Source organism: Sulfuricurvum sp. (assembly GCF_030691015.1).
GTDB lineage: Bacteria > Campylobacterota > Campylobacteria > Campylobacterales > Sulfurimonadaceae > Sulfuricurvum.
The window spans coordinates 481,247-498,183 of sequence record NZ_JAUYFF010000001.1 but is presented as its reverse complement, the minus strand read 5'-3'; the positions used below and the strand labels follow the sequence as shown (position 1 = coordinate 498,183).

At 44.2% G+C, this 16,937-nt stretch carries 15 protein-coding genes; 12 read left to right on the top strand and 3 right to left on the bottom strand.

Going from position 1 to position 16,937, the window contains the following annotated elements; all coding sequences use genetic code 11:
• The first annotated feature begins 5 nt into the window (after positions 1–5).
• The 12 genes from pseF to Q8O20_RS02635 are packed head-to-tail and all read left to right on the top strand — an operon-like array spanning position 6 to position 10,620.
• Positions 6–692, top strand: a complete 687-nt coding sequence (gene pseF / locus Q8O20_RS02690) for a pseudaminic acid cytidylyltransferase (protein WP_305529871.1) — start codon at positions 6–8, stop codon at positions 690–692.
• Complete coding sequence (gene pseG / locus Q8O20_RS02685) at positions 647–1,552, top strand: UDP-2,4-diacetamido-2,4,6-trideoxy-beta-L-altropyranose hydrolase (RefSeq protein ID WP_305529870.1); 906 nt, start codon at positions 647–649, stop codon at positions 1,550–1,552. The genes pseF and pseG overlap by 46 nt, the downstream gene beginning before the upstream one ends.
• Complete coding sequence (gene pseH, locus Q8O20_RS02680; protein WP_305529869.1) at positions 1,518–1,985, top strand: UDP-4-amino-4,6-dideoxy-N-acetyl-beta-L-altrosamine N-acetyltransferase; 468 nt, start codon at positions 1,518–1,520, stop codon at positions 1,983–1,985. Before pseG ends, pseH begins: the two co-directional genes overlap by 35 nt.
• Positions 1,982–3,016 (top strand): pseudaminic acid synthase, encoded by a 1,035-nt coding sequence (gene pseI, locus Q8O20_RS02675; RefSeq protein ID WP_305529868.1) that lies wholly within the window; start codon positions 1,982–1,984, stop codon positions 3,014–3,016. Before pseH ends, pseI begins: the two co-directional genes overlap by 4 nt.
• The gene (locus Q8O20_RS02670; RefSeq protein WP_305529867.1) at positions 3,013–4,008 is read left to right on the top strand and encodes a hypothetical protein; all 996 of its coding nucleotides are present in this window, start codon (positions 3,013–3,015) and stop codon (positions 4,006–4,008) included. The genes pseI and Q8O20_RS02670 overlap by 4 nt, the downstream gene beginning before the upstream one ends.
• Positions 4,009–4,974 (top strand): Gfo/Idh/MocA family oxidoreductase, encoded by a 966-nt coding sequence (locus tag Q8O20_RS02665; RefSeq protein WP_305529866.1) that lies wholly within the window; start codon positions 4,009–4,011, stop codon positions 4,972–4,974.
• Complete coding sequence (locus Q8O20_RS02660) at positions 4,971–6,269, top strand: DegT/DnrJ/EryC1/StrS aminotransferase family protein (RefSeq protein WP_305529865.1); 1,299 nt, start codon at positions 4,971–4,973, stop codon at positions 6,267–6,269. Before Q8O20_RS02665 ends, Q8O20_RS02660 begins: the two co-directional genes overlap by 4 nt.
• Positions 6,266–6,808, top strand: a complete 543-nt coding sequence (locus Q8O20_RS02655; protein ID WP_305529864.1) for a GNAT family N-acetyltransferase — start codon at positions 6,266–6,268, stop codon at positions 6,806–6,808. The genes Q8O20_RS02660 and Q8O20_RS02655 overlap by 4 nt, the downstream gene beginning before the upstream one ends.
• Positions 6,805–7,938, top strand: a complete 1,134-nt coding sequence (locus tag Q8O20_RS02650) for an N-acetyl sugar amidotransferase (RefSeq protein WP_304742923.1) — start codon at positions 6,805–6,807, stop codon at positions 7,936–7,938. Before Q8O20_RS02655 ends, Q8O20_RS02650 begins: the two co-directional genes overlap by 4 nt.
• Positions 7,935–8,567, top strand: coding sequence for an imidazole glycerol phosphate synthase subunit HisH (gene hisH / locus Q8O20_RS02645; protein ID WP_305529863.1), 633 nt, complete (start codon positions 7,935–7,937; stop codon positions 8,565–8,567). The genes Q8O20_RS02650 and hisH overlap by 4 nt, the downstream gene beginning before the upstream one ends.
• Positions 8,561–9,436 (top strand): imidazole glycerol phosphate synthase subunit HisF, encoded by an 876-nt coding sequence (gene hisF, locus Q8O20_RS02640; RefSeq protein ID WP_305529862.1) that lies wholly within the window; start codon positions 8,561–8,563, stop codon positions 9,434–9,436. Before hisH ends, hisF begins: the two co-directional genes overlap by 7 nt.
• The gene (locus Q8O20_RS02635; RefSeq protein WP_305529861.1) at positions 9,433–10,620 is read left to right on the top strand and encodes an N-acetyl sugar amidotransferase; all 1,188 of its coding nucleotides are present in this window, start codon (positions 9,433–9,435) and stop codon (positions 10,618–10,620) included. Before hisF ends, Q8O20_RS02635 begins: the two co-directional genes overlap by 4 nt.
• A gap of 16 nt (positions 10,621–10,636) precedes the next feature.
• On the opposite strand, the gene Q8O20_RS02630 is transcribed toward Q8O20_RS02635, so the two are convergent.
• From Q8O20_RS02630 to Q8O20_RS02620, 3 genes are all read right to left on the bottom strand, one after another.
• Entirely contained in the window at positions 10,637–12,544 is a 1,908-nt protein-coding gene (locus Q8O20_RS02630; RefSeq protein WP_305529860.1) for a 6-hydroxymethylpterin diphosphokinase MptE-like protein, read from the bottom strand.
• A gap of 90 nt (positions 12,545–12,634) precedes the next feature.
• The gene (locus Q8O20_RS02625) at positions 12,635–14,656 is read right to left on the bottom strand and encodes a flagellin (RefSeq protein ID WP_305529859.1); all 2,022 of its coding nucleotides are present in this window, start codon (positions 14,654–14,656) and stop codon (positions 12,635–12,637) included.
• Positions 14,657–14,881: 225 nt separating this feature from the next.
• Complete coding sequence (locus Q8O20_RS02620) at positions 14,882–16,903, bottom strand: flagellin (RefSeq protein WP_305529858.1); 2,022 nt, start codon at positions 16,901–16,903, stop codon at positions 14,882–14,884.
• Between the last annotated feature and the right edge of the window lie 34 nt (positions 16,904–16,937).

Here is a 16,937-nt window from a genome sequence, read left to right as displayed (position 1 = left end):
ACTCAATGCGTGTCGCGATTATCCCTGCTCGAGGCGGGAGCAAACGGATACCTCGTAAAAATATCAAACTCTTCGCCGGGCTTCCTATCATTGCATACAGTATCAAAGCAGCTCAGGAGTCTGGTCTTTTTGATCGTATCGTTGTGACGACGGATAATGAAGAGATCGCCGATGTCGCAAGAGCATTTGGTGCGGAAGTCCCTTTTATCCGTCCCAAAGAGTTGAGCGACGATCACACCGCTACCATCCCCGTTATCGCGCACGCCATCCAAACACTTCAAAACGATTCGGTTATCGATTACGCTTGTTGTATCTATGCAACAGCACCGTTTATCCGCGCAGAAGATATTCGAAATACCTATAACGCCCTTATCACACATACCAAACAGTACGCTTTTCCTGTTACGACGTTCCCGTTTCCGATTCAGCGCGCAGTGATGCGTGACGAGCAAGGAAATATCGAAATGTTTTACCCTGAACATTTCGCAACACGTTCTCAAGATCTCGAAGAAGCGTATCACGATGTGGGGCAATTTTATTGGGGAACTCGTGAAGCATGGTTGGAGGGGAAACCTATTTTCTCCGATGCAGCGACGACAATTGTATTGCCGCGTCATTTGGTGCAGGATATCGATACGCTAGAAGATTGGATGCGCGCCGAGTTGATGCACAAAGTACTTCAAGAGCTATGAATATTCTAATACGTGCCGATTCCTCAAGTGAAATCGGCATGGGACATATTATGCGGGATTTAGTTCTCGCTAAGAACTATTCTGGGGACAGGGTGTCGTTTGCATGTCGGGATTTAGTAGGAAATATGATCGATCGTATTCCCTATACCGTTCATATTTTGTTATCTGATACCCCTGAAGAATTCATAGACCTTATTAGGGAACAAAATATCGACATGGTGGTGTTCGATCACTATGGTATCGATGTTGTTTTCGAGAAAAAAGTTAAAGAGGTGAGCGGGATTATTGTCCTCTGCTTTGACGATACCTATCAAAAACACCATTGTGATATTCTCCTCAATCATAATATCTCAGCCGATAAAGAGCGATACAGAGGGTTGGTTCCTGAACAGTGTGAAGTTCGATGTGGAAGTCTTTATACCCTTATACGGGATGAATTCAAGGTAGAGAAACAGATAAAACGGGAAAAATTGTACGATATTTTTATCGCTATGGGGGGCACTGATCCGATCAATATGACGCCGGATATTCTCAAAACACTGCGTGATGATATGAGTGTCTGTGTCGTGACGACATCCGGAAATCCCCACCTGAATGAACTGGAAATCTTTGTTAAAGAGAAAAAAAATATCACGTTAGAGATCAATTCAACGCGTGTGGCACAGCTTCTCCATCAAAGTCGCTTAGCGATTATCACCCCCAGTGTTATGGTGCATGAAGTTCTTTATATGGAAATTCCCTTTATTGCGCTCCAGAGCGCTACTAATCAAGAAGATATGGTTGAATATTTAGAAAGAGAGAACTATGTCGTTTTTAAGGAGTGGAATGTCGATGCGATTACTCGATTTTACAACGCTTGATACAAACCAGCTAACATTAGTGTTATCGTGGCGTAATCATCCGAAAATTCGTGAATGGATGCTCCATCCGAATGAAATTTCTATGGAGGAGCATCTACATTTTGTCGAATCACTAAAACGTAGAGAGGATAGACGCTATTTTTTGGTTCAACGAGAGGGTAAAAATATCGGCGTAATTGATTTTATGGATATAACGGAAAAATCTGCCGAACTAGGGCTTTATGCAAATCCCAAGATGAAAGGTGTCGGGGAAACGCTGATGAGAGCGCTGATCGACTATGCATTTGTAACTCTCAAGGTAAAAACGCTGATCGTCACTGTTTTTGCCGATAACGAAAGGGCTAAACATTTATACGAAAAATTCGATTTTGTAGAGACAAACCGAACCGCGTATGAAAAAAGAGAAATGATTAAAATGGAGCTGCATCAATGAACATCGGACACCATAATACGGATGAGAAAGTATTTATCATCGCCGAGCTCTCCGCCAACCACAACGGTTCCCTCGATACGGCACTCAAAACAATTACCGCCATGAAAGAATCCGGTGCCGATGCTATAAAGCTCCAAACCTATACTCCTGATACGATCACCCTTGATTGCGACAGCGAACTATTCACTATTTCTCAGGGAACGTTGTGGGACAAGCGAAAATTTCACGATCTCTACGCCGAAGCGATGACGCCGTGGGAGTGGCATCCAATCCTTTTTGATCATGCTAAAAGTCTCGGTATGGAAGCGTTCTCTTCCCCTTTTGATACCAGTGCCGTCGATTTCTTGTCCGAGCTGGAGGTTCCGGCCTATAAAATCGCCAGTTTCGAGATCACTGATATCCCTCTCATCGAGTATACGGCTTCTAAGGGAAAGCCGATCATCATCTCCACCGGTATCGCGACGCTAAGTGATATCGAAGCGGCTCTGGAGGCGTGTAAGCGTATGGGAAATGATCAAATTACCCTCCTTAAATGTACCTCTGCCTATCCTGCGGCGTTGGAGGAGATGAATCTCCTCACAATCGCCGATATGAAAAAACGATTCGGGGAAAATGTGGGTTTGAGCGATCATACGATGAGCCTCTCTGCTCCTGTTGCCGCTGTTGCGTTAGGTGCTCGTGTAATCGAAAAACATTTCATTCTCGATCGGAGAATGGGGGGAGCCGACAGCGCGTTTAGTCTGGAACCGGATGAGTTTAAAGCGATGGTCGATGCGGTGCGTGATACCGAAAAGCTTCTGGGCAAAGTGACGTATGAGCTTTCTGAGAAAAGTCTCAAATCACGCGAGTTCTCTCGCAGCCTCTTTATCGCGGAGGATGTGAAAGCCGGAGAGACGATTACTGCCGCAAATGTCCGTTCCGTCCGTCCCGGTTTCGGGCTTGCTCCAAAATATCTCTCGGAGATTCTAGGTAAATCATTTGCTGCGAATGCTTCCAAAGGGACACCGCTGAGTTGGGAACATATCGGATGAAAATCGCCGTTGTTTCTCACGATGCCGGGAGTTCAGAGCTTATTTGCGCTTTTATGAAAGAGTATACAACAAAGGCTGATTGGCATGTTTTCGCAAAAATGTCCAGCCCGATGGCTGAGATATGCAAACGCCATAATTTACCCTATGCTCCGATGGCGGATGCGGCGGAACAGTTGGAAGACATTCATCCCGATCTTTTGCTTTTCGGCACCGGATGGCAAGATAAATGTGAGCAACCTTATGTCCATTATTGCAAAATGCATGGGATTCCCACCGTCGCATTTCTTGATCATTGGAGCAATTATCGGGAGCGTTTCGGATATCCCAAGAACGGATGGGAAGAAAATCTAGGTGATTTTACGGCGGTACATGATGAGAGGGCGTATTCGCTTGCCGTATCGATGGGTCTTCCGAACCCGTTAAAACTCTCTAATCATTATCTCATACGTCTTATTGAGCAAGCGGTGAAACAGAAAGCTGAGGTAGGTAAGACGCTGTTGTTTTTAAGCGAACCGACCGATGCAGTCGCACAAAAAACATACGGTAATCCACTTTACTGGGGATTTACCCAATATACGGCATTGGAAGATATATTAGAGCATTTTGAGGATTTTCAATGCGAAGATCTCATTATTCGCCTCCATCCGAGTGAAAGATCTTCAAACTACAATGCGATACTGCGCCGTTATCCCACTATATCGGTGCAAATCCATGACATCCATTCTGCAGAGCTGATGGATGAACTTTTGTGTGCCAAAGTGATTATCGGATTTGATACTATGGCTCTCTATATCGCAGCACTTTTAGGTAAATCGGTTATTTCGTATCTCCCTACCAAAGCGCGTGAGTTTCTTCTCCCTTTGCCAAAAAACCGTCAATTAAATCATTTGGATCACCTCTCTCATGAGCTTCTTGATGGTTCTGTTTTACACATGGATAAATTCGGTATAGATTTTGCTACATTCGTAAATACTGTTACAAAGGCTGATTGAATGGGCGAGACCCGACTTAACGCACTTATTATCGGAGCCGGAAGTATCGGCGGCCTTATCGACTCTCCGGCATCGAATGCGGTTGCCAGCCATGCCCATGCCTACACGCTTTGTTCTGAGACGCAATTGAGCGCTATTTGCGAACCCTCTGAATTGAACGTTTTTGCATTTATGGAGCGGTGGGGCGAAGTACATCGCTATTTTTCAATCGATGATGTCAGTGCAGATGAACATTACGATATCGCGTCCATCTCTTCCTCTACTGCATCCCATTTCCGTGATCTTACGACATTGCTGAAACGGATAGATTGCTCGATGATATTATGCGAAAAACCGATTGTCGCGTCCAAAGAAGAGTTCCACTCACTGATCAGCGCGCTCCAAAATAGCGATAAAAAGATTCTGATTCATTTGATGCGCCGATACAATAAAGCTTTTATCTCCCTCTCAGCACGAATAAAAAATGATGAGTTTGGAAAAGCTTTGGGCTTCCAAGGGGTATGTACAAAAGGGCTGCTTCATAACGGCTCGCATCTGTTAGGTGTTTTGAGCCATTTTTTAGGTCATCTAAGTGCAATAAAACCGTTTAAAGCATCACATTGTAACGGTGATTTATGCGGTGAATTCGGCATTTCGTTAAAAAATGGCGACGGGAATATTTCTGTTTTGAGATCTCCCGATTATTCGCTGTTTGAACTCACGGTATGGTTTGAAAAAGGGGTCGTTAAGATTCTTGAGGGGGGTGATAAAATAGAGATTTATTCACGTGTCCCCTCCAGTACCTATGAAGGATACTTTGCTCTTACGCTGAAGGAGAGTATTACGACCAATCTTTCTCGTTATGCCCTAGATTCGGTTGAATTTTTGATCCGTGAAAACGATCAAACCTGCAATGAAATTTTTAAAGAGCATCTTCACCTGCATGAATTGATTTTTCAAGCTTTCATAAAAGTATATCCCTCATGAAGCTCGCAATTCACGGAGGAGAGAAACTCCGAACGGCTCCGTTTCCCGCGTATAATACGATCGGAACTGAAGAGGAAGAGGCCGTATTGCGGGTATTGCGCAGCGGTAAACTCTCTACCTTTTTAGGGACATGGCACGATGATTTTTTCGGAGGGCCTGAAGTTCGTGCTTTAGAGTCCGAATGGGCGACATATTTCGGTGTTAAACACGCGATCAGTGTCAACTCCGCGACATCGGGGCTTTATGCCGCCGTTGGAGCATGCGGGATAAGTCCGGGAGATGAGGTTATCGTCAGTGCCTATACGATGAGCGCATCGGCTACGGCTGCTCTCGTTTACGGTGCTATCCCGATCTTTGCCGACATCGAAGAGGATTTTTATTGTTTGGATGTCAAAAGTATCGAAGCCAAGATCACTCCGAAAACAAAAGCGATCCTTGTTGTTGATATTTTCGGTCAGCCTTATGATGCGGAAGCGATCAATGCGCTTGCAAAAAAGCACAACCTCTTTGTGATTGAAGATACGGCACAAGCGCCCGGTGCGATGTTGGATGGGAAATACGCAGGGACGTTGGGGGATATCGGCGTGTACTCGCTGAACTACCACAAACACATTCACAGCGGTGAGGGGGGAATTATCGTCACCGATGATGATACCTTAGCCGATAAAATCCGCTTGATCCGAAATCATGCCGAAGCGGTTCTCTCCGCACGGGGGATCAAGGATAAATCTGAACTCGTCAATATGGTCGGTTACAACTACCGAATGACGGAGATCGAAGCCGCTATTGCCCGATGTCAGCTCAAAAAACTCCCTGCATTATTGGCGCAAAGGCTTGAAAATACCGAGTATCTCAATGAGCAGTTAGGACAAATCCCCTGCATCAAGCCGACCAAAATCCGTAAGGGGGCAAAACACGCTTTTTACGTGCATCCATTGCAATTTGACGCGGAGGTTGCACACATGCACCGCAACCGTTTTATCGATGCGGTAAAAGCGGAACTTCCTCCGACGCTGTTACGCGAAGAGTCGGTAGTACTGCTTAGTTATGGGTATGTGAAACCGCTCTATCTTCAGCCTCTGTATCAAGAGCGGATTGCATTCGGGCGGGACGGATATCCGTTTACACTTAGTGAGGTTACCTACGAAAAAGGACTTTGCCCGATAACGGAAGAGATGCATTTTAATCGCCTCGTCACGCATGAGTTTATGCGTCCGGGAATGATGAAAAGTGATATGGATGATGTGGTGAGAGCATTTCAAAAAGTATGGGAAAACCGGTCGGAGCTTTTATGAGATTAGAAGGAGAGCAAATTTATTTGCGGCCGATTGCACTCAGTGATGCAACCGGAGCATACCCCTCATGGCTCAATAATCCCGAAGTATGCCGCTATAACTCACACGGCGAGATTTTGTATACGCGTGAAATGGCTCAGGCGTATATTGAAAATACAATCAACAACCCCTCTTGCGTTGTTTTTGCGATTTGTTTACAAGAGGATGATCGTCATGTCGGCAATTTATCCCTCCAGCAGATTTCAGTTAAAAACAGCAGTGCCGAGTTTGCGATTTTGATCGGAGATCCTTTCGTATACGGAAGAGGGATCGGGTATGAAGCGGGAACCCTGTTGCTGGAGTATGCTTTCAACACCTTAAAGCTGCATCGTCTCTATTGCGGGACGCACGCGGAAAATAATGCAATGCAGAACTTAGCCCTTAAACTGGGGATGAGCGAAGAGGGGCGTAGACGTGACGCTCTTTTCAAAAACGGTTATTTTGCCGATATAGTGGAATATGGAATTTTAGCGGATGAATATTCAGAGGGATTAAGATGAGACGGTGCAAAACGTGTGTCGAAACCGATACCCGTCCTACAACGGATTTTGATGAGCATGGCGTGTGTCTCCCGTGCCGTTCTGTTTCGCTTACCAGTGTCGAAGCGATCGATTGGGATGAACGCAATGCGATTTTGAAAGAGATTATTGTATGGGGAAAAGCGCACAGCGGCCCCTCTGGATACGATTGCATCATCGGTGTCAGCGGAGGAAAAGACAGTACTCGCCAAGCCTTGTATGCCCGTGAAATAGGTTTGAACCCTTTGCTCGTTTCGTGTGTCTATCCCCCTGAACAGCAAACGAAGCGGGGAGCGGCGAATCTAGCCAATCTCATTGAACTTGGATTTGATACGATAGTCGTTGCGCCGGCTCCACAGATCTCTAAAAAACTGATGAGGAACTGTTTTAAGAGCTTAGGGAACCTTTTTAACGCATCGGAACTTGCTCTATACGCTTCCTTACCGATTACGGCGATTGCGTATAACATCCCCCTAATTTTACTTGGAGAAAATCCGGGACTCTCGTTCGGAACAGATGTCGGAAGCCGTGACTACAACGGCAATAAAATGAAAAATATGAACACCCTCCAAGGCGGTGATCCGAGACGTTTCGCTACGGATGAGATGGAGGATAACCAACTCTACTGGTACCGTTATCCGAGTGATGATGCGATGGAGCGAGCCGATCTGAGGATCGTCTATCTGGGTTATTTTATGAGCGATTTTAACGATCATACGAATGCCCGTATCGCGATTGAACACGGATTACAAGTGCGTATGGGAGAAGATGCTAAACCCGAAAATATCGGGGGATTGGCGACGGAAGTAGCGCTGGATGATGATTTTGTTATCGTTAATCAGATGCTTAAATATATGAAATTCGGATTTGGAAAATGTACTCAGGAAGTGGGCGTTGCTGTTCGAAATCACCTGATGAGCCGAGAAGAAGGGCTTGAATTGATACGTCGCTATGATGGAAAATGTCATCCTAAATATATTAAAGCTCTCACCGATTATCTTGAAATGAGTGAAGATGAATTTTGGGAAATTGCCGAGCACTATCGCGGCGTAGAGTTTTTTGATCGCGATGATGCGGGAGTGTGGCATTTAAAAGAAGAGCTTTACCGATGAAAAAAATCGCTATTATCGATTATGGGATGGGAAATGTTCAAAGCGTTGCCAATGCGCTTGAATTGTTGGGATATACCGCCACGATTACGGATGATCATGAGGTACTCAAAGCGGCTGATGCTTATATTCTTCCCGGTGTCGGTGCATTTGCCGAAGCGATGAACAATCTTCGTGCGCGTCATTTGCTCCCTTTGCTTCATACGCAGGTGATAGAAGCGGGCAAACCGATTTTTGGTATCTGTTTGGGAATGCAACTGTTTTTACAAAGCTCCGAAGAGATGGGATTGCATGAGGGGCTCGGCTGGATCGAGGGGAAAGTGATAGCTATGAAGCCTGATAGCACTTTGCGGGTTCCCCATGTCGGGTGGAATGATATTATTGCGAAAGAGGACTCTCCTCTTTTTATGGGGATAAATAAAGACGCCCATTTTTATTTTGATCATTCGTATCATGTTGTGTGTGAAGAGCGTTATATCAGTGCAAAATGTCAGTACGGCTCTTATGAACTGACTGCCGCATTGCAGTATAAAAACCTGTTTGCCACTCAGTTTCATCCTGAAAAGAGTCAAACCAAAGGTCTTAAACTTCTCCGCAACTTTCTCAATTTTGTCGAGGAATATCCATGCTGAAAAAACGGCTGATTGCTTCATTGGTGATTAAAAACGGAATCGTTGTTCAAAGTATCGGATTTGAACGGTACCTCCCGATCGGAAAACCCGAAATCACGGTTGATTATTTGAATCAGTGGGGAATTGATGAGATCATTATGGTGGATATTGATGCGGCGCGTGAGGGTCGATGTATTGATCCCGAGTTGGTCAAAAGAGTCGCGAAACGATGTTTCGTCCCTTTGAGTGTCGGGGGAGGAATCACGAGCGTGGATCAGATTCATACTCTGATCCATTCAGGGGCAGATAAAATTTCACTCAACACCCAAGCATTTATAAACCCTTCCTTGATAGAAGAGGGGGCACGTTTTTTCGGGAGCCAGTGTATGGTTGTCTCCATTGATGCTAAAGGGGATGCTGATGGAAGCTACAGAGCGTATACGCACGGCGGGAAAGCAGATACTGCCTTGTCACCAGCAGAGCTCGCACGACAGATACAAGAGTGCGGTGCAGGAGAAATTCTGATCAATTCGATTGATCGTGACGGATATAAAAACGGATACGATATCGATTTGATCCGTAGTCTCTTGAGTGCTACTAATCTTCCCCTTATCGCTCTTGGGGGGGCGAAAGATCCCCTTTGTATGAAAATTTTGCTGGAAAGTTGCGACGTATCGGCAATCGCCGCAGGCAATTATTTTCATTTTGTCGAACACAGTGCGACGATAGCAAAAGCCTATCTTTCACGTTATTTTCCGGATCAGATTCGACTGGACGGTTATAGCGATTATCGAGATTTTTCTTTTGACGAAAGAGGTCGAATCGTAAAAAAAGAGGATAAATCCTTGCGGGATATGTTGTTTGAATTTCATCCGAAGGAAGTGATATGAAGCAATGCAAACGATGTTTATACACGGAAAACCATCCGCTCAATATCACGTTTGACGACGAGGGTGTATGCAGCGGGTGCCGAGTGCATGAAGAGAAATTTACTCTTGATTGGAGTGAGAGAGAAGAAAAACTCCGTGCCATCTTGGAGAGTTACCGTAACGCTGATGGGATGAATTACGACTGTATCGTCCCCGTTAGCGGAGGACGTGATTCGTACTACATTGTTCATCTACTCAAAAATGTTTACGGCATGAATCCGTTACTCGTAAGTTACAACAAACACTATAACACCCATGTCGGAATCCGAAATTTTCAGTATCTCAAGACGATTTTTGATTGCGATACGTTGCAGATGGTCGTTCAACCTCAAAAGGTTAAAAAGATTACCAAATCGACGATCAAACACTTGGGAAGCATCTACTGGCATGTTCTGGCGGGGCAGAGTGTCTTTCCGGTTCAGTGTGCGGTTCGTTTTAAAATACCTCTGATTGTCTGGGGTGTGCATCAGGGCGTTGATCAAGTCGGTATGTATTCGCATACCGATGAAGTTGAGATGACACGACGCTATCGCAAAGAGCATGATTTGATGGGGTACGAGGCTGAGGATTTACTCACTCTTGATCCTGATCTCACCCAAAACGATCTTATACAGTATGTCTATCCGCATGATAAAGAGATTGAAAAAGTAGGGGTTCGCGGTATCTATCTGGGTAATTATATCTCTTGGGATACGAAAAAGCAGCATGAGGAAATGATCGAAAAGTACGGATATGAAACCTTGTCGCAGCAGCGTACCTTTGATAGTTACAATGATGTCGATTGCGTCCATTACTCGGGATTGCATGATTTTATCAAATATATGAAATTCGGTTATGCCAAAGCAACCGACCATGCCTGCCGTGAAATACGATGGGGACGTTTGAGCCGTGATGAAGCCTTTGAATTAGTCAATGCGTATGAAGGTATTCTCCCCTCGGATACCCGCTATTTGCTTGAGTGGTTGGAGATGAGTGAAGAGGAACTATCGACTCTACTGGCACCGTTTCAAAAAGTAGTACCGAAAGTACCGGCGGCTCATTATTCCGCGGAGCCGCCGAAGGAGTGCCGATTTACCTTAACACTTTCAAAATCACCGAGTGTGAAAGAAGAGGGATATACCCTTTTAGAAAAAGGCTATATTTAGTCTCTCTCTACTGTTATTATTTTCCGAGGATCTCTTTAGGAGATTCAGTTTCAATAATTTCCAGTGAATTATGAATAATTCCACTGAGGGTAAATAACCAATAGCGGTGCGCTAAGATCCATTGGATTGCTTTGATTTGATTGTCACGAGGATTATCAACATAACGCACTTTGATTTCAGCTAAATCGAGTTCTTGCTGATAGAGCATTGATTGTGCAAGGCTGGCAAAGAAATCACGATAGACTCTATTCGTCATGATAGTTTCACGAATAGAAGAAATTTCATCCAGTATTTGGATGGTCGTATTGGTATCCATAGCTTCAATCGCTTCATCCATACCGATATTCTCAAATACTTTACATGCTTCGGTTATCAGAAGAAAACTTGTGTCGATTTTATTTTGAAGCTCTACCCCTTCTGTCAATAAAATAGTGAGTTTCTCTTTAATCTTCTTGAGATTCTTTTTGTGTTCTTTTGCCGATATCCTATCAACGTGGATCTCTTTTTTCGGTGCTTCTAATGCATATAATTTTAATACTTCCGCAAACGGCATTTCGGTTGAACCGTGAATTCGAGCACCGCCCTCTGTTGCATTAATGGTTTCCATTATCCCATCCGATTGCTCTATCGTCTGTTCGATAAACCGTAAAAACACTTCCCAGAATATCATACTCTCTACCATTCCGTCTCCCCCGTATGCCGGGATGAGAATCGTTTCATAATGGGCATTATTATCAGCAGTATCTATACCGTCTTTAATTTGTTCTTCCCCATAAACATGTCCTTTACTATGACTTGTTCCGTCTTTTCCGTACGCCAAGTCTTGTCCGATAAAGGCACATTTCTCATATCCCATATGAAAGGCGACTTCATGAGCCATATTTGCAGCACTCATCCCTCCGCCGACATATCCGTAATCTTGTAATTCAAAATAGAGACTTACCCCAAGCGGTCGCATTGCGAGTAGAGTGGTTCCCCCTTTAATAGCATCAAAAACTGCCTGATGCTGTAATGAAGCACATAAAAAAATGATCCCCTCTTGTTCTTCTTGGGTTGTTTCTTGGAAGAATTTAGCGGTCGGTTCATCTCTTTCCATGGAGACAACGATATCCGGCTTAATACCGCTACGAACAAGAATCGGAAACGAAGCATCAACACTGATGATAGTGATATACGGTGCGGCCTCTTTTAACAGCGGAAGTTGTTTAGCAAGACTCGGTCCTGTGGAGACGACTACGGCAAGTTTGCTGTTTTGGTGTTTGATAAAATCACGGTATCTTGGATGTTCAACCATTCGGGATAAGTTTTTTACGTGATGACGAAGACCGAGCATCGCGTCTTGTATGTTGTTACCAAAAGCGGTAATAACATGCTCGAAAGATTTTAGATAAATCTCTAACACTCCTCGGTAAGATTCGAGATAATGTTCAAGATAATACTCAGCAACACTGTGCAGATAAAATACTTTTGCATAAAAACGGACATTTTCATTAATGACGATCTCTATACCTCTTTGAAAAGTCAAATCTTCGGGCTGCAAAATAACGAGTCGTTTACTTTGCATGACATCACTAACATCGATAAGATGCAAAGCGATATAGATAAGTTCTATTTCTGGTTCAATGACAATAATTTGCTGATGCTTTGCGTTTTCAAGCAATCGCGAGATGAGTTCACCATCGGCTATACCGAATAAATAGAGGTATAAATATTCACGATATTGTTTGAAATGTTCGAGGGAGGCTCTGTTTTCATCATTACTATAAATAAAAACATTTAATTGGGTATCGAAAATTTTGTATTTTCCCTCTACCGTTTGATCGAGACGATACCGTTTGTTTTCGCCGATTATTTCTAATCGCGGATAGAGAGGAGAATCGATCTCTTTTAAGATAGCAAGATTTTTATAATATTGATTTTCCATGATTTTCCCGTATTAAATGACTTGGTAAATAGCTATAGCGACGAGTAGTAGATGTGATGATTCATACTGCCGTTGATGGCAGTATGATTTTTATTGGAGAAGTTTAAGTACGTTTTGTTGAACGGCATTTGCCTGACTCATAGCGTATGAGCCCGATTGCGCAAGGATATTGTATTTAGAGAAGTTAGCACTCTCTGCTGCAAAGTCGACATCACGGATTTGTGATTCTGCCGCTCTAACGTTTACTTGTGTTACCGAGATATTATTGACCGTAACAACGAGTTGGTTTTGTACCGACCCGAGGTCTGCACGGATCGCATCCAAACGGGCAATTGCAGCTTCGGTGATATCCATCGCTTTTGCTGCTCCTTGACGGGTTAACAATAGACCTACTTCGTCCGTACTGTTGATTAATCCGTCGTTATTATCATCAACTTGACCGTAGATCAAATCGCTGAGAACGCGAGTACTTCCCACTTCACCCATTGTTTTTGCTGTAGTAATGGCAGTTGTCAATCCTGCATTGCTGTAGTGGGCTGAACTGGCCGTGATATCACCGCCACCTTGTTTGACCAATTCTAAACGTCCGGCATAAACACCGTCATTAATTCCTGCCGCCGCACTCAAACCGCTCACATTAATAGCGCGTCCATCGGATGAAATAGTGATCGTACCGTCATTCTCAAGATTCGCTTTGACCCCTGTAATAGAAGATTGGGAATTGATGGCTCCAACAAGAATATTATTGGTGTCTCCGCTCTCAATCGATGCCCCGGCACTAAGGATGGTTGTTCCGTTGATGGTGATATTGGAGAGTAATGTTCCCCCTTGTACGGCGATAGTACTGTTGATATCGGTATTCGCAACCGCTTTAACACCGGTTTGACCGGAAGCAGCATTGATAAGATCGGCAATACGGCCAATACCGGTTTGCGCTACACCGTTACCACTTGAATCGGTCATTTGTACACCGTCAAGTTTAACGCCTTCAACCGTGTATTGAGCATAATCCGACGATGCGAAGGTCGTTCCCATACTGGCACGGGTATTCATCGATACGGTTGCATTTGAAATAACTCCGGCTGTACCTGCAGCAGCGGCAGACCAGATAAGAACCCCTGAAGTTGTCCCTGTTGATGCTCCGGCAACACTGACAAGTGTATAGGTCATGGATGAGCCGTCACTGATGGTAACGCTCATTTTATCGCCGATCGCAAAACCTGTTGTATTGGTAGTATTTAGTGTCATGGTAACACCGCCGGTAACCGCTGTAGCTGAGAAAGAGCTCAGATTTTCAGATGTGGTTTTAACCAAACCGACACCGAAAGAAGAACCGACGCTCAATGTTTTACCGAGTGCACGATCGAGTGTAATTGCGATCCCTGACATGGTTCCAGCTGTAGTCATCGTTCCGCTGATGTGTTGGATTGTAAAATCGCCGACACCGTCGATACGGATTGTATCACCTGCCGCCAAACCTTGTGCATTGATACCATCGGCTCCGGTAAATGTCAATACCGTTGTATTTTTATCAAGAGGATGGAGCAATGTGCTGGTTGCAAAATTTCCTACTTGAACTTGGTCGACCTTACTGGTCGTATTTCCGATAGCCAAACTTTGGGTATTGGAAATAGACGTTTTAATCGTTTGATTGCTGTAAGCCCCGACTTGGAACTCTTTATTCGAGAAGTTTCCGCTCAAAAGCTGTGTTCCGTTGAACGCCGTTGTTTTTGCAATATTGTCCAATTGTTCCAAGAGACGGTTAACGTCTTTTTGAATCGCAGTACGTGATGAAGCACTTTGTGAATCCGATGCTGCTTGAATTGCTTTGGTTTTAATGGTATCGAGAATTTTTAATTGCTCATCCATTGCTTTATCGGCAACTTGGATAATTCCGACCGCATCATTTGCATTGGCAATTGCTTGTCCTAATGAGTTTGACTGCATACGCAAGGAATCCGCAATAGACATCCCAGATGCATCATCCGCCGCTTTATTAATACGTAGCCCCGAACTCAATTTAGAGAGAGAATCATCCAAACTACGATTGTTAACCGTTGAATTTGTATGTGCGTTCATTGCCGCAATGTTAGTGTTAATTCTGAAACCCATGATAAATCCTTGATGTGGTTTTGCGTCCATGCGCTTATCTAGTCAGAATTAAAGCAAAAAGAGTTCCAATATTTGGATATAACAATAATAAATAGAGAAAAAGAAGAATCGATAAAGAAAGTAATGTTTTTTAGGTTGTGAAGAGAGGGGATTAGAGAGATGACGCAGTCAAAAGACTGCTGTCACGAGAAATTGTCCTCGCTATCTTACGATAGCTCAGTCAGACTACTGAAGTAGTCTTAGGACGTTTTGTTGAACAGCGTTTGCTTGACTCATAGCGTATGAGCCAGATTGCGCAAGGATATTGAATTTAGAGAAGTTTGCACTCTCAGCTGCAAAGTCGACATCACGGATTTGTGATTCTGCCGCTCTAACGTTAACTTGTGTTACCGCGATGTTATTCACCGTAACAACGAGTTGGTTTTGTACCGACCCGAGGTCTGCACGGATCGCATCCAAACGGGCAATCGCAGATTCTGTGATATCCATAGCTTTTGTTGCACCCTCACGAGTTAACAAAAGACCTACTTTGTCACTGGTGTTTACCAAGCCGTCATTGTTATCATCTACTTGACCGTAGATCAAATCGCTGAGTACGCTTGAACTTGTTGTATCTGTTAAAGCCTTCGCTGTTGTAAGTGAGGCAGTTAACCCTGAATTGCTGAAGTGAGACGAACTAACCGTGATATCACCGCCGCCTTGTTTGACCAATTCCAAACGTCCGGCATAAACACCGTCGTTAAGTCCTGCTGCAGCACTCATACCGCTCAAGTTAACCGCACGTCCATCAGAAGAAAGAGTTAACGTACCGTCACTTTCCAAACTGGCGGTAACACCGGTCAATGACGTTTTATCGTTGATAGCCGTAACCAAGGTATTATCCGTATCACTACTTAGGATCGACGCTCCAGAACTGAGGATTGTTGTTCCGTTGATGGTGATATTGGAGAGTAATGTTCCCCCTTGTACGGCGATATTACTGTTGATTTCAGTATTCGCAACCGCTTTAACACCGGTTTGACCGGAAGCAGCATTGATAAGATCGGCAATACGGCCAAGACCACTTTGCGCTACACCGTTACCGCTTGAATCGGTCATTTGTACACCGTCAAGTTTAACACCTTCGATGGTATATTGAGCGTAATCAGCTGATGTAAAATCGGTACCCATGCTCGCACGGTCATTTACCGAGACGGTTGCAAGAGAAATAACTCCGGCTGTACCTGCAGCAGCGGCAGACCAGATAAGAACACCTGAAGTTGTCCCTGTTGATGCTCCGGCGACACTGACAAGAGTATAGACTAAAGATGAACCGTCACTGATGGTAACGTTCATTTTATCGCCGATCGCAAACCCGTTAATGTTACTGCTATTGGTAGTCATAGTAACACCGCCCGTGACTGCTGCAGGAGAAAACGTACTGAGGTTTTCAGCGGTTGTTTTTACTAATGACACACCAAAAGAAGAACCGACGCTCACTGTTTTACCGAGTGCACGATCGAGTGTGATCGCGATACCTGACATGGTTCCCGCAGTAGTCATTGTTCCGCTGATGTGTTGGATTGTAAAATCGCCGACACCGTCGATACGGATTGTATCACCTGCCGCCAAACCTTGTGCATTGATACCATCGGCTCCGGTAAATGTCAATACCGTTGCATTTTTATCAAGAGGATGCGCTAAAGTGCTGGTTGCAAAATTTCCTACTTGAACTTGGTCCACTTTCGTAGAGGTATTTCCGATAGCCAAACTTTGAGTATTAGCGATAGAAGCTTTAATGGTTTGATTGCTGTATGCACCGACTTGGAACTCTTTATTCGAGAAGTTTCCGCTCAAAAGCTGTGTTCCGTTGAACGCCGTTGTTTTTGCGATATTGTCCAATTGTTCCAAGAGACGGTTAACGTCTTTTTGAATCGCTGTACGTGATGAAGTACTTTGTGAATCAGACCCTGCTTGAATCGCTTTGGTTTTAATGGTATCGAGAATTTTTAATTGCTCATCCATTGCTTTGTCGGCAACCTGGATAATTCCGATTCCGTCATTTGCATTGGAAATAGCTTGTCCTAGTGAGTTTGCTTGTGTTCGTAGAGAATCGGCAATAACCATCCCCGATGCATCATCCGCCGCTTTATTAATACGTAGACCCGAACTCAATTTAGAGAGAGAATCATCCAAACTACGATTATTAACCGTTGAATTTGTGTGTGCGTTCATTGCCGCAATGTTAGTGTTAATTCTGAAACCCATGATAAATCCTTTTATCGCAAGAGCGTTTTGCTCT